At 59.0% G+C, this 13,780-nt stretch carries 12 protein-coding genes; 3 read left to right on the top strand and 9 right to left on the bottom strand.

The features are described 5' to 3' along the window. Nucleotides 1–4 precede the first annotated feature (4 nt). From ACL2XQ_RS12150 to ACL2XQ_RS12140, 3 genes are read right to left on the bottom strand one after another with little or no spacing between them, the layout of a single operon-like run. A complete protein-coding gene (locus tag ACL2XQ_RS12150) occupies nucleotides 5–1,561 on the bottom strand; it encodes an ABC transporter substrate-binding protein (protein WP_413740409.1) in 1,557 nt (518 codons plus the stop codon). A 41-nt stretch (nucleotides 1,562–1,602) separates the two neighbouring features. Then, entirely contained in the window at nucleotides 1,603–2,721 is a 1,119-nt protein-coding gene (locus ACL2XQ_RS12145; RefSeq protein WP_410014759.1) for a C45 family autoproteolytic acyltransferase/hydolase, read from the bottom strand. A gap of 9 nt (nucleotides 2,722–2,730) precedes the next feature. Beyond that, nucleotides 2,731–3,597: an alpha/beta hydrolase gene (locus ACL2XQ_RS12140; RefSeq protein ID WP_413740408.1), complete on the bottom strand. Its 867-nt coding sequence runs from the start codon at nucleotides 3,595–3,597 to the stop codon at nucleotides 2,731–2,733. Between the two features lie 300 nt (nucleotides 3,598–3,897). Between ACL2XQ_RS12140 and ACL2XQ_RS12135 the strand changes: the two genes are divergently transcribed. Further along, on the top strand, nucleotides 3,898–4,530 hold the full coding sequence (locus ACL2XQ_RS12135; RefSeq protein ID WP_410014757.1) for a GntR family transcriptional regulator: 633 nt from the start codon (nucleotides 3,898–3,900) through the stop codon (nucleotides 4,528–4,530). A gap of 97 nt (nucleotides 4,531–4,627) precedes the next feature. On the opposite strand, the gene ACL2XQ_RS12130 is transcribed toward ACL2XQ_RS12135, so the two are convergent. The 3 genes from ACL2XQ_RS12130 to ACL2XQ_RS12120 all read right to left on the bottom strand — a co-directional run bounded on the left by ACL2XQ_RS12130 (nucleotide 4,628) and on the right by ACL2XQ_RS12120 (nucleotide 8,187). After that, the gene (locus ACL2XQ_RS12130; RefSeq protein ID WP_413722998.1) at nucleotides 4,628–5,608 is read right to left on the bottom strand and encodes a D-threonate 4-phosphate dehydrogenase; all 981 of its coding nucleotides are present in this window, start codon (nucleotides 5,606–5,608) and stop codon (nucleotides 4,628–4,630) included. Continuing rightward, nucleotides 5,601–6,890: a D-threonate kinase gene (gene dtnK, locus ACL2XQ_RS12125; RefSeq protein ID WP_413740407.1), complete on the bottom strand. Its 1,290-nt coding sequence runs from the start codon at nucleotides 6,888–6,890 to the stop codon at nucleotides 5,601–5,603. Before dtnK ends, ACL2XQ_RS12130 begins: the two co-directional genes overlap by 8 nt. Nucleotides 6,891–7,131: 241 nt before the next feature. Then, nucleotides 7,132–8,187, bottom strand: coding sequence for a LacI family DNA-binding transcriptional regulator (locus tag ACL2XQ_RS12120; RefSeq protein WP_413740406.1), 1,056 nt, complete (start codon nucleotides 8,185–8,187; stop codon nucleotides 7,132–7,134). A gap of 223 nt (nucleotides 8,188–8,410) precedes the next feature. On the opposite strand from ACL2XQ_RS12120, the gene ACL2XQ_RS12115 reads away from it, so the two are divergent. Next, nucleotides 8,411–9,778, top strand: coding sequence for an MFS transporter (locus tag ACL2XQ_RS12115; protein ID WP_410014753.1), 1,368 nt, complete (start codon nucleotides 8,411–8,413; stop codon nucleotides 9,776–9,778). 36 nt (nucleotides 9,779–9,814) lie between these two features. After that, nucleotides 9,815–10,978 carry a mandelate racemase/muconate lactonizing enzyme family protein gene (locus ACL2XQ_RS12110; protein WP_413740405.1) on the top strand — a complete coding sequence of 388 codons (1,164 nt, stop codon included), beginning with the start codon at nucleotides 9,815–9,817 and terminating at the stop codon, nucleotides 10,976–10,978. A gap of 65 nt (nucleotides 10,979–11,043) precedes the next feature. Here the strand turns inward: ACL2XQ_RS12110 and ACL2XQ_RS12105 are convergent, their stop codons facing one another. The 3 genes from ACL2XQ_RS12105 to ACL2XQ_RS12095 are packed head-to-tail and all read right to left on the bottom strand — an operon-like array spanning nucleotide 11,044 to nucleotide 13,569. Then, a complete protein-coding gene (locus ACL2XQ_RS12105) occupies nucleotides 11,044–11,772 on the bottom strand; it encodes a glycosyltransferase family 2 protein (protein ID WP_410014751.1) in 729 nt (242 codons plus the stop codon). Continuing rightward, entirely contained in the window at nucleotides 11,772–12,986 is a 1,215-nt protein-coding gene (locus ACL2XQ_RS12100) for a glycosyltransferase (protein ID WP_413740404.1), read from the bottom strand. The genes ACL2XQ_RS12105 and ACL2XQ_RS12100 overlap by 1 nt, the downstream gene beginning before the upstream one ends. A 4-nt stretch (nucleotides 12,987–12,990) precedes the next feature. Then, a complete protein-coding gene (locus ACL2XQ_RS12095; protein WP_410014749.1) occupies nucleotides 12,991–13,569 on the bottom strand; it encodes a DedA family protein in 579 nt (192 codons plus the stop codon). Between the last annotated feature and the right edge of the window lie 211 nt (nucleotides 13,570–13,780).

The raw sequence follows: 13,780 nt of genomic DNA, 5'->3' as shown, positions 1-13,780 counted from the left end.
GCCGCTATGACTTAACGGATACGTTCCACAGGCGGGCGGCGGCGGCCAGCCAGGGTTTATAGCCTACGATAACCTTGCGGTGCGCGATAATATCCAGCCCCGGATAGAAAATAATCAGCGGCACCTGTTCGATCATCATGCGGTGCAGCTGGTCGACGATATCCTGCCGCTGTTTGCTGTCGCTGACATAGGCCAGGCTGTCCACCAGTTTGTTGGCCTGGGGATCGTCCCAAACCTTGCGCGGCTGCTTGGCTTTATCGCCGTTGATTTGCTCAAACGCCAGCGCCGGTTCAAAGCGCGCCGAGAAGGTAAAGGTCATCATCTGGTAGCGGCCGGCCTGGTAGCGTTCAAGCTGGGTGGCCCATTCCATGGTGGTGATTTTGGCGTTGATGCCGGCGGCCTGCAGCATCGCCTGCACGATAACCGCCATATCGAAGCTGGGCACGGTGGAGCGTTTATTGGCGATGATTTCAATCGTCTCGCCTTTATATCCGGCTTCCTCTAGCAGCTGTTTGGTACGGGCGGGATCATATTTATAGCCCTGCTTTTCCACTTCTTTATAGTAACCGGAGGCCACGGAAATATTGGAATTGCTCGGCGTGGCCAGCCCCTCGCTGGTGCCCATGGCGATTTGTTCGGTATCCAGCGCCGCGGCGATCGCCTGGCGCAGCTTGAGGTTTTTCAGCAGCGGATCCGCCGTTTGGATAAGCAGCGCATGGCGCTGGGCGTTGGGCGCCACCGCGATGGCCACATTGGGGTCGGTTTTCAGGTCCGACGCGTCGATGGGGCTGACCTGGGCAACATCCACCGCACCGGAGCGCAGCCCCGCTTTCACCGTGGCGGCGTCCGGCACGGCCATAAACCGCGCTTCGTCCACCAGCGCTTTCTTGCCGCCGACAAAACCATCCGGCGCGCCGGCGCGGGAGCTGTAGCCGTCAAAACGTTTCAGCGAAACGTATTCACCGTGCTTCCAGTTATCGAAGGTAAAAGGACCGGTGGCGATAGGCTTGATCCAGTTGCCCTGCCCGTCCACGGATTTGGGACTGACGACCGCCGCGGCGCCGCAGTCGGTGCGGGCCAGCGTATCGAGAAACAGCGCCACCGGCTGCGCCAGCGTCATCACCACCGTACTGTCGTCCGGCGCGCTTACCGACGTGACGTTGATCTGGCTGCTGCCGTCGAATTCCCGCAGGCAGCGCCACTGGGTTTTCGGATCGGTCCAGTGCTTCCAGCTCCACAGCACATCCTGCGCGCCCAGAGTATCACCGTTGTGGAATTTGATATTTTTGCGCAGATGGAACACATATTTTTTGCCGCCGTCCTGCACCTCCCAGGTGTCGGCCAGCATCGGCCCGACGGTGCCGTCCTCCCGATAGCCCACCAGCCCTTCCACCACGTGCATCAGCACGTCGTCGGTATTGCCGTCGCGGTTCACGCCCGGCTGGCTGCTGCGGATGTCCTGGTTTAAGGCAAAACGGATGACGCTGTTGTCGGCCGCGCCGGCCCGGGCCGCCATCATTCCCGGCAGGAGCATAACGATACACGCGATTATCTGCTTCATAGTATCCTCAATGGGTCGTTGTTTCGTTCGGACGGCGGCTGTCAGGACAGGGCCAGGGAATATCGGGTAAATTCGCGGTTAATCGCCGGCAGCGGCGCCACCTCCATCGTGCCCGCGGTGGAGTCCATAACGATCATCGCCACGGTGGCCGACAAATCGCTTTGAAAACCGGGACGCGGCGGCCGGCATACCGAATACGGCGCGCCGAAGTCGTCAAAAAAGGCATTTTTCAAATCGTCTGCGCTGAGCTTGGGCTTAGCGCGCAGCAATTGATTCACCCGCCAGGCGCGGTACAGGGTATCGGGCGACGTGCCAATGCCCATTTCGCGGATTTTGCTTTTTGCCGCGTCGCTTTCCCAATGGTTGGCGTGCACCAGGATGCCGTCGGTGGGGTACAGGGTAAAAGACTCATCCGGCGCGCATTCAAAATCAATGGCGAACCCCTCGCGGGTGCTGAGCATCATATTGTTGGAGCAGGACTTGGGCGTGACCGCCACCACCCGCATCGCCAGCGCCATATGCTGCTGCTCCAGCACCTTGCGGCGGATCAGGGAAATCGGCACGCCTATCTGGCGGTAGTCGCGCTCGCAGCGCAGATAGTTGGCGGTGATGGCCAGGCCGGCCTGGTTTACGCCGCTGCGCGCCAGGCCGCCGGCCTCCACAAAGGTCAGGTAATCGGGGCCGTCGTCGCGGTGCACTTTCAGTACGATGGAACTGTCGGCGCATTCGGCGCGCCAGTCCCAATTCTGCCCGTGGATCAGCCGTCCGCTGGCGCTGCGCTGCGGCAAAATCACCGCGCCGCTGCAGCCGTCCTTGATAGTATCGTCATGGGCGTCGCGCTGCTCTTTCAGCAGCCGGGCCTTGGCGATCACCTCGGTGCGGGCGTTGATCATCACGATGCCTTCCAGCGGTACGCCCGCCCCGGTCGCGATGCCGGTCATTTCCGTCAGGTAGTCGGCATCGAAATCGCGGATGATGGCGCTGAAGGCGGTAATGAGTTCCTCGCGCTGGGCTTGGCTTAATCCCAGTTCGCGCAGCTGATCGCCGTAGAGTCCGACGCTCAGGCGGATGCGATCGCGGGCAATTTCGCCGTATTGCAACCCGCGTTCATGGGCGCTGCCGGATACGGTAACCAGCGGAAAGGGGGTAATCTGCGACATCGTGTCTCCTTAACGGGGGGGTGGCGCGCAACGGTGGCTGCGCAGCACGCGCAGGAAAAAATCCTTTACGGTATCCAGCACTTTCATGCCGTCATGGCCGACATTGGGCACGATGTCCTGGCGCGCGTCGACGCCGTGCCCGAGCAGGCTCTGGCAAAGCGCGGTATTGCGCTCGATGCGGGTCGCGCCGGCGTCGTTACAGCCCGGCATATAATATTTGCCTCCCGGCCGGTGGGTAATCTCCCAGGTTTCCACATCGACCTTGCCCACCACCAGTTGCACCGGCACCTGCCGCAGGGCGGCATAATTCAGCGGTTTGCCGAACATCTGCTCAAAATTGCGCACGCCCACCCACCAGTCCTGGTGTTCATCCAGCAGGGTAACGGAGCCCGGCGCGCCGATGGAGACGCCCAGCAGGCGTTCGGGATGGATATACAGGAAGCGGTGCACAAAATGGCCGCCGCCGGAATACCCGAACAGTAAAAACCGGTCGAACGGCGTGCCGAGGGATGCGGCGACTTCATCCACCATCGACAGCAGTACCCGATCATAGCGGATGCCCTGCTCGATGATGTACTTAAAACCATGGGAGTTGCCGTCTTGCAACGGTCCCACCGGGAACAGCGGCGCCAGGATCACGCAGCGGTTATAGCGGCCGAATTCGGCGAAAGCGTCGCGGTAGGCGGTCATGCTGCGCCCGGTGCCGTGCATGACCACCGCCAGGCAATGTCCGGCGGGATCGGCGTCAAAATCGGGCGGAACGTACATGCAATAGGCAAAACGGGGGTCCTGCCTGCTGGCGAAAATGGTGGTATGGCCGCGCTGATAAAGCGCGCGTCCGCGGGTTTCCGCCAGTTGGGTTTCGTCGAGGGCCATTTTTTTCCTGTAGAAATGACAGGGTGATGAGTGATTTTCATTCAAACATAAAACCAAAATTGGCGCCAATTTAATTGGATAAATATGCGCAAAAACTATCGCCCCCATCACATTTCCCGGTAATATAAAAGTATCCTCTGCGGCAATAACCCAGTAACACGATGATTTACGATAAGAAGCCGCGCGCCGTCCCGCCCATTTCTCCATAGGGTTTTATTATGGCGGCGGTATTTCAGGCGGCGCAAAACGCCTTATAATGCTTTGAATCGACGACCGCCAGGTTAATGAAGGACGCTAAACATGAAGCAAAAAAAGCCCGGCGCATCCGCCAATGTCGCCAACGATATCGCCAAGGATATTAATACCGGTGAATTCACCGCCGGCATGTGGCTGAAACAGGCCGAGCTGGAGGAACGCTATGGCTGCACCCGCGCCGATGTGCGCCGCGCCCTTGACCAACTGGTGATTGAACGGCTGGTGCAGCACGTGCCCAACAAGGGGTACCACGTCTACGCGCCCAATTTGCAGCAGCGCCGGAATATTTCGGCTATCCGTTGTATCCTGGAGTGCGCGGCCGCGCCGGATATTGTCGAGAATATCGGCGAACAGGGCATCGCGCGCCTGACGGACTGCGCGCAGGCGTTCGCCGACGCCACCTGGCACGGCACGTTGCTTGAGCAGTATGAGGCCAATATGGCTTTTCACCGGGCGCTGCTGGCGCCCTGCCTGAACCAGGATATGGTGGAGCTGATTTTCGATCTGCGCAGCCGGGTGCCCTCCGCCCCGCTGGGGCAATGGAGCTCCCATGCCCGGATAGAAAAATCGTCCGGCGAACATTTCGCCATGGTGGCGGCGATCCGCGATCGGGATGCGCCAAAGCTGGCGCGCCTGATTGCGCAACATATCCAGCAGTTGGAATCCAGCGGGGAATAAAGGAAAGCGGCGTCCTCATGTCAGGATTCGGATGATGGCGAGGAAAAAAGACCATCATCCGCTTGAGACGGCGCGGCGCGACAGGGTGCGGCGTCCCTCAGGCCAGCTGCATGGCCAGTTTTATCGCTATCGCCATGCTGTCGGCCTTGGCCTTGCCGGTCCAGGCAATATCAAACGCCGTGCCGTGATCGGCGGAGGTGCGGATGAACGGCAGGCCGGCGGTAATGTTGACACCGTCATAAAACCCTAGCAATTTCAACGGGATATGCCCCTGATCGTGGTACATCGCCACCACCATATCATAATGGCCTTCATAGGTTTGCAGAAAGACGGTATCGGGCGGGCACGCGCCGGTGACGTCCAGCCCTTTGTCGCGCATGGCGGCCACCGCGGGATTAACGACGGTAATTTCCTCGTCGCCGAACAGGCCGTGCTCACCCGCGTGCGGGTTGACGCCGGCTACCGCGATGCGCGGGTGGGGGAAACCGACCCGCCTGAGAAAGGTATCCGCCATTTGAATGACCGTTTCCACCCGCTCGCGGCTCAGCGTGTCGAGAAATTTACGCAGCGCGATATGCGTGGTGACATGAATCACCTTCAGCCGGTCGGTGTACAGTACCATGGCGTAATCCCGGCTCTGCGTCAGCTTGGCCAGCAATTCGGTATGGCCGGGGTAAATATGGCCGGCGGCATGCAGCGCCTCCTTGTTCAGCGGCGCGGTGGCGATGGCGTGGACCTCGCCGGCCAGCGCCAGTCCGGTGGCGTGTTTTACGCAGCGATAGGCCAGGTCGCCCGCCTGCGGCTGCACCTGGCCGGGAACCAATGCCGCGGGCTGTTGCAGCGGCTCATCGATGACATTGATAACCCCGGGCGCAAACCGCGCGTCGGCGGGACGGGCAATGATTTTCAATTCGGCGGGCGGTGTGATCCGCAGCGACAGGATACGGCGCAGGGTGGAAACACAGCCCACCACCACCACCGGCGCACCGGAAAATTCACCTTCAGCCAACGCTTTAATGATAATTTCCGGACCAATGCCCGCCGGATCTCCCATGGTTACCGCAATTGTCTTAGTCACGCGACATCTCCTCAATAAAGCGAATAACTTCTGATAGCGTGGTTTCACCGCCGAAACCGCCCGCTTTGGTCATTACCGGTATGTTTTGCGCCACGCCGCCCAGCAAGCGGCCGTAAGGGACGCAGGCGGCAATCTGTCCCCGGATGTGGAAGCCGGTCGCATCCAGCGCGGAGGCGACCGCGACGGCAACGTCGCCGCCGGTCAGATACAGCCCGCCGATGGGTTGGGCGTCGACCACCCGGCGCGTCAGGCGGCCGAGCGCCAGGCAGATATCCTCGCCCAACCGCTGGCGGCTGATGCCGTGTTGTCGACAGACCGCTTCGATATGCCGTCGCTGATCTTCATCCTGGCAGGTACGAACCACGCAGTGCCTGCCCGCGCGCAATGCCGCGCTCACGTCACCGACCCATTGATCGATCAAGCTCGCCGGGTTTGCGATGAACAGACGCAGCACATCAATATCCACCAGCCTGACCGCCGCGTTATCCCGCGCGTGGTCGATTTGCCGCCGGGCCGCGGCGCTCATGGAGCCGATAACCGCCAGCAGGGGCGGCGCCGGCGCGAACGGCAGGCTGCGCGCCAACGGGTCAATCAAGCCCGCCGATCCCACCAGCAGCGGCTTGAACGGCAACTGCCGCAGCGCCGCGACGATACGCTGTAAATCGTCGTCCAGCAGGCTGTCGAGCACCACCAGCCGGCAACCCTGTTCCGCCAGGGCGGTAATCCGCATTGCCAGGGAAGCGTCGCGCACCGCCGCTACATCCAGCTCCGCCAGCGGCAGCGCGCTTTGCTCGTTGATCCGTCCGGCTATGGAGGAGGTGGCGACCGGCGTATTGGGATCGCTGGCAAATTCGGTATCGGTTAACCTGCGGCCGTTGACTTCGCAGTGGCCGTTGCGGATGCACCGGCCCATGGCGGGCGCGGCCGCGGCGATAATCGCCAGCGGCGCCTGCGCGCCGTTGAGGGCCGCCTCGATTTCGGCGCCCAGGTTGCCGCGCAGCGTGGAATCGATCTTTTTATACAGCCAGCCGTCCGGCGCGACGGCACGTAATTGCCCTACCGCCCTGCCCACCCTCCGCGCCGCCTCCCCGGCCGGCAGGGCACGGCTGTCGGTACTGATAACCCAGGCGTCGGCGCGACCGCCGTCGGTGATTGCGTCCGCGCCGCCGAACAGCACATTGACCCGGGCGCCGTGGCGGGTCAGCCCCACGCCCGCATCATTGGCCCCGGTAAAATCGTCGGCGATCACCCCTATCTGCGCGTTGTTTTGCCCGGCCGGCATAGACATTCCTTAGGTTATTATCGGTGGTCACGAGTTATAATGATTATATTTAATCATATTTGATTAACCGTGAGCAAGATCAAATTATCCAAACGGAGACTTAACGCTGATACATGCCACATGGCAGTAGTTTATGACATATTATGATTGAAATCGCGCAATGAGACTAACCGCGGTCAAACAACGCCGGATATCGTTGGCCAACAGCCGCCAACGCGTCGGCCGTGGCAGGTTGCATGCCTTATACGTCTGTCTGACCCGGCGTGGGCGGTACCGGGCCGCAGCTGGCGCGGTTTTCAAACCAGGTTGGCAAGAGAATATGTTCTTTATCATGAGGATGCCGCAGCTGTCCCAGTAACAGCTCCGCGGCACGTTTGCCCAATAAGCCGTTATCGCGCATCACGGTGGCAATCGGCGGCGAGAACAGGCGGCCGATGGCGACATCGTCACAACACACCAGCGACAGATCGCGGCCGAGGACCAGGTTGCGCTGCCCCACCGCTTTCAGCGCACCCTCCAGTAATTGGTTACCGCCCAAAATCACCGCGGTCGGCGGGTGGGACAATGCCAGTAAGCGCGCCATAGCCCGCTCGCCGTGGGCGACCGACAGGATACCTGCCTCTATCATAAAATCAGGCGCCGCCTGGCATGCCTGATAGGCCTCCCGCACGGCACGGATACGCTCCCGGGTCGGGCGCACATCTCGCCCGACGACCAGGCCGATACGCCGGTGGCCCAACTGCAATAGCGCCCTGGCGGCGGCGCCTACGCCGGTAAAATGATCGGATAATACCGTATTGGCGTTGACATCATCCGGCAACGTACGGTCAATCACCACCATCGGAATGGTGCTTTTACGCAGCACGCTCAGGGTCGCTTCATCATTTTCCAGCGACGGCAGCAAAATCAGCCCGTCCACCTGGCGTTGTTGCAATACGTCAATATGTTCCGCATCCATTGCCGGCACCCCGCCGGAATTGGTCAGCAGCAGGGAAAACCCCGAGGCCGTCAGGACACTTTCCGCGCCGCTGACGATTGAGGCCAGCAACGGATTGGTGATATCCGAACAGACAAAACCGATAGATTTGGTTGAACGGCGACGCAGGCTTTGCGCCAGGACATTGGGGGTATAACGTAACTTCTCCGCCGCAGCCAGTACCCGTTCCGTCATTTCTTTACTGACGCCCGGTTGCCCTGACAGCACGCGGGAAACGGAGGCGATCCCCACGCCGGCCAGTTCAGCAACTTGACGGATTCCGGCCCGTTCATTGACCGGTGTCTCATTTTTTGAACTCATATACATCCTCGCGCCAAAGAAACTTGACAGTCTGTGGCAACCGCTTTTTAATCACTGGAAACGTTTCCGGAAACGTTTCCAAGCATCATATAACAACATATCGCCGATTATTTTAGGGTTATTACCACCTTCGCACGCTGGATGCGAAGGTAAGCATAACTCGTATGTGGTTTTTTATTCCAACGTTGGCCAAACCTGTACACCTACCAATAAGGGGCTCGTCGTGGAACAAGCAATCGCGCAAACGCCGGCAACCCGGCAAGTCATTCGTAATACCATTCTCAGCGCCATCATCGGCACGACGGTTGAATGGTATGATTATTATCTGTATGCCACCGCTGCGGCAACGTTATTCAATACCTTATTTTTCCCGTCTTTCGACCATTTGACCGGTACTATTCTGGCTTTTGCCAGCTTTAGCATCGGCTTTTTCGTCCGCCCGTTCGGCAGCGTGCTGTTTGGCTATCTCGGCGATCGCATCGGCCGTAAAAAAGTGCTGGTGATCACCTTACTCTTAATGGGAAGTTCAACCACCCTGATGGGGCTGTTGCCGACCTATGCCCAGGCGGGTATAGCGGCGCCTATCCTGCTGACCCTGCTTCGCGCCCTGCAGGGGCTTGGCTCAGGCGCTGAATATGCCGGCGCGGTATTGATCGTTGTTGAAAATGCGCCGGCTGAACGGCGCGGTCTTTATGGCGCGATGCCTTATATGGGAGTGGCCCTGGGCCTGTTGTTATCGCTGGCCACCTTCAACTTCTCTTCGCATTTATCTAAAGAAGCATTTGAGGTATGGGGATGGCGCATACCGTTTTTATTAAGCACCGTGGTCATTGCGTTTGGCGTTATTATACGCATGAAGTTAAAAGAGTCGCCCATCTTTGAAGAATTAAAACGCAAGAACGCCGTTATCAAAAACCCGGTGCGTGAAGTATTCAAAACGTCGAAACGCCAGCTGTTTTGCGCCTGGGGCGCTCGGTTAGGCGATAATTCCCTGGCGTATATCTACGAATCATTTGTCATTGTGTATGTCACCCAGCAATTACATATCGCCAGGGACGAAATTGTCACCGCGCTAATGTTCAGCACCGCCTTGCAATTCATTACCGTGCCCTTATTTGGCTGGGTCTCCGATAAAGTGGGGCGTAAGCCCGTTTACATGGGGGGCGCGATTCTTTCCGGCCTGGCGATTATTCCTTTTTTCCATCTGCTGCAAACCCGGGAACTGGTATGGATTTACGCCGGCCTGTTTCTGGTCTCTTCCATTGCCAAGACCATGATGACCTCGGCGCAAAGTCCATGGCTGGCGGAGATGTTCCCTTCACGGGTGCGCTATACCGGTTTTTCGCTGGCGAGGGAAGTCACCTCGCCCATTTCCGGGGGGATAGCCCCCATCATCGCCCTCAGTTTATTAGCCGTGGGCGACGGGGATCCCAAACTGGTTTGCGCCTACGTCATCGTGCTGTCGGTCCTGACGGCCGTATCGGTATTTCTCGGGCCGGAAACCCGTGGTCGTGATTTACGTGATGTCGAGGCCGAAGGCGGCAAGCAGGCGCACGAGCACGGCGCCTATTCGTCACATCCAAACCGGTAAAAAAATTTCGCGATATAAACAGTCAGTGAGGAGCCTATGAAAATAACCCGAGTTGAGCCATTGCATATTGGTCAGTTCATGTTTGCCCGCGTGGAAACCGACAGCGGATTGGTTGGCCATGGCGAAGCCGGTGCCTGGGGCCATATTGAGGCCTCGGGCGCCGCTATCCAGCGTTTCGCTGAATATCTGGAGGGAAGATCAGCGTTTGATATCGAACACCACTGGAATGTAATGCATCGGTTCAGCTATTTCCAGGGACTGGCCATCAATGCGGCCATTTCGGCGATAGATATCGCGCTTTGGGATATTAAAGGCCAGGCCCTGAATGTGCCGATTTATCAATTATTGGGAGGACCGGTGCGCAAAAAAGCGCGGATATATGGCCATATTTATGAACAGACCATTGAGAAAATACTGGAAGAATGCCAGGCTAAAATGGATGCGGGATTTACGGCATTCGGTCATCTCAATCCTTTCCTGGATGAAGGTAATGACAAGGTTTATTTTAAAACCCATATCCGCAAAATGCGTGATGCCATCAATAACGTCAGGCGTATGCGGGAAGTGGTCGGCGATCGGGTCGATTTGTTGATTGAGTTGCACCGGCGCCTGACGCCGCCGGAAGCGGTGACCTTTACCCGCGGCATAGAAGAATATCATCCTATGTTTGTGGAAGACCCCATCCGGCCGGAAAATGCCGATGCCATGGCGCGGGTGGCGGATAAAATCCATGTTCCCATCGCCACCGGGGAGCGCTTTTCCACCCTCTATGAATTCCAGGCCCTGTTGAGTCGCAACGCGATGGAGTTCGCCCGCGTGGATTTGTGCCTGTGCGGTGGAATTACCGGCGGCAAAAAAGTCGCGGCGATGGCCGAAGCGCATCATGTCCAGGTGGTTCCCCATAATCCGCTCTCACCCATCGGCCTGGCCGCCTGTCTGCAATTGGCGGCCGCTATTCCTAATTTCGCCATTCAGGAATATGCCACCGGCTTTGAAGCGGGCATTTTCGCATCCCGCCCCGAGCATTTGGGGAGCAATATCGTGGATAAAGTTCCCCTGCCGCTGGACGGTTTTGTGGATATTCCCGACGGGCCAGGCCTGGGAATGAAATTACTGCCCGACGCGCAGCGTATCCGTCCGCCGTTAAGCAAACCCATTTCCATGCGCCCGCACCTGGATGGTTTTATTGTCGATCAATAACGGCCTGAAGGCGGAAGCGGCACCGCGTGCGTGACTCGGCGCGTGGCGCACTACGCCGGCGGCCCTTAGCGGATATCCCGATATTCGGAGGTGGCGGGCTTATTGCGGATGGCCTCGGACATAAAGTTCAGGACGTAGCGTAGCGCCGTGGTGGCGAAGCCTTCCTCTTTCAGGCGGCGTGCCGACGTTTCCATCACCATATCCAGGTCAAACTGTACCCGCCCCTCGCCCGCCAGCCGACGGGCGATATTGGTGTCTTCGCCATAAAACGCGATAGACGTATCAAAGCCGCCGATACGCAGCAAGGCCCGTTTACTGGCGGCGAAATTACCGCCCACCGCCATATAGCCGGTGCACCAGTAAGTAGGTTTCGCCAGCGCCAGCCAGTAGAATTTCACCAGGACGCTTTTTATTCCCGGCAGGTCGAAATAACGGTATGGGCCGCTGATACAGACCAGATCGCCGCGCTGCGCATAGGCATGCAGCACTTTATCCAGCCAGCCGGACGGCATACGCGTGTCGGCGTCGATAAAGGCCAGAATATCGCCGCAGGCCGATTCCAGCCCTTTCTGGCGGGCGCGGGTGAGGCCTTTTATCGGTTCGTATACGACGCGAACCCCACTGAAGCCGGCGGCGATGTCCGACGTCCGGTCGGTACTGGCGTTATTAACGACAATAATTTCGTACTCACCGGGATGTGCGTGCGCCGTCAGCTCCCGCAGGGCGTATTGCAGGCAGGTCGCAAGATACAACTCTTCGTTATACGCTGGGATTATTAAACTGAGTTTCATCATTACGCTCCTGAGATACGCGACATGCCCTCGGGTACTGCCAGACCGATCCGGGCATAAATCTCTTCCCAGCGGCTTGTCACGGTAGTGATGGAAAAATGCCTGGTTTGCCGCGCGGCATGCTCGCCCATTTTCTGGCGCAGCGCTTTCGCGCGCAGCAAGTGGGTCAGCCTGCGGGCAAAATCCTCAGGGTCCCCCGGCTGCGCCAGGAACCCCGATTGCGGGTCGATATATTCCGGCAGCGCGCGCCAGCGCGCCCCGACCACGGGCAGGCCCGCGCTCATTGCCTGGATCAATACCATGCTTTGTGTTTCAGACGTGCTGGCGATGGCAAAGATGTCCGCCGCGTGAAACACATCCGCCAGCGTGGCTTTATCCAGCGTGCCGGTAAACCTGACGCGATCGCCGACCCCCAGCGCCCGCGCCAGGTGCTCCAGGCGATGGCGGGCGGAGCCGTGCCCCGCCAATACCAGCATCGCTTCGGGCACCTCCGCGGCGATAAGCGCCAGGGCGCGAATCAGCACATCGATTTTTTTTTCGTCCGCCAGCCGGCCGGCATAGACAATGGTTGCGTCGCTGAAACCGTGCGCCCGTTTAAGCATGGCGCGGCGTTCGTCCGGGACCGGATGGAACTGGGCGGGATCCACCGGATTGGACAGCACGCAGTGGGGACTGCGCAGGCCAAACGCGCGCATTTCGTCAATCACGGAATGGGAAGGACCGGTCACTAATGCGCAGTGGTTGTAATAGCGGTTGACCGCCCGCAGGCTGACGTTGCGGAAAAATTGCGCCGAAAACGGCGTATAGCCGGCAAACTCCCCGATGGCCCAGTGATTGGTGCCTACCAGCGGAATATCCAGTTGGCGCGCGGCGCTCAGCGCTTCCAGACCGGCGCCGAGAAAAGTATGGGTATGGATAATATCCGGCGCGAAAGACAACAACTGGCGCCAGCGCCGCCCGGTGGGCACCACCAGGCGGGATTGCCCGGTCGAACTGGGCACCGGCAGCGAAAACAGCCGGCGGACGGAAACATTTTTCCCCGCGTCGACTTCCCGTGCGGGTACGCCGGCCACGGCAAAGTCATGTCCGCTGGCGCGGGGCGCGAGAATCACCACCTGATGACCGCGTTTGCCCAATTCCCGGCATCCGGACAATACCGAATCCTGGATACCGCCCAGCTCCGGATAAAAACTGTCGGTAAATACAGCAATACGCATGGAATTACCCCCCTGGCAGCTCCACTCCGTTATTCCGGCGCCGGTAGACGACCACCGCGATGGCGAGCGACACCAGCAACGCACAGGAAAACAGCCACAGCCATACATTGATACGCGCCCATGCGGCGCCGGCAAACCAGCCCAGCAAGAGCAATAAGCCGGACTTGGGCAGCGTCGCCAGGAGATTGAAACCAAGAAACAGCCCGAGCGGAATTTTTGCCGCGCCGGCGCTTAACAACACCACGAACCCCGCCGCATGCGTCAGCTTCGCCGTGACCAGCACGCGCCCGGGATGGCGGCGAAACCGCGCCATCAGCGGCTCCAGCTGCCGGCCGCCCTGGAGGTCGAAACGGCGCCGCAGCAACAACGTGGTGATGCGCCCACTCCGGCCCAGCCCATAGAGAATCACGTCCCCGGTCAGGTCGCCCGCCACGCTGACGGCATAAACGCCGCTGATATGCAGCAGGCCCTGGGATGCCAGGATCGCGCCAAAGACTGTCGCCATCGGGCCTTCCACCAGAACGGCGATAAACAGGGCGGCGTATCCGTAGTTGGCAATGGCGGTCGATATCCATTGCGGCATAGTCCCTCCCGGCATCATTGTTGTTCGCCATTTACCAATACGCTATTTCGCGCCGATATTCTGCGGTAGAAACCATACTATAGAGTTGTTACTGGCATATTACCAAGCTTTGACGAATAAAAATCGGCGGTGCTTTTTTTCTGGCGACGTATGATGATTAAAGATTAAGACCGGTATTTTAATATCCGGCTTAATCTTTTAATTAAGTAAT

Source organism: Sodalis sp. RH14 (assembly GCF_047324285.1).
GTDB lineage: Bacteria > Pseudomonadota > Gammaproteobacteria > Enterobacterales > Enterobacteriaceae > Acerihabitans.
Note: the sequence above shows the minus strand (reverse complement) of the source record. Positions and strands in the feature narration are given on the sequence as shown.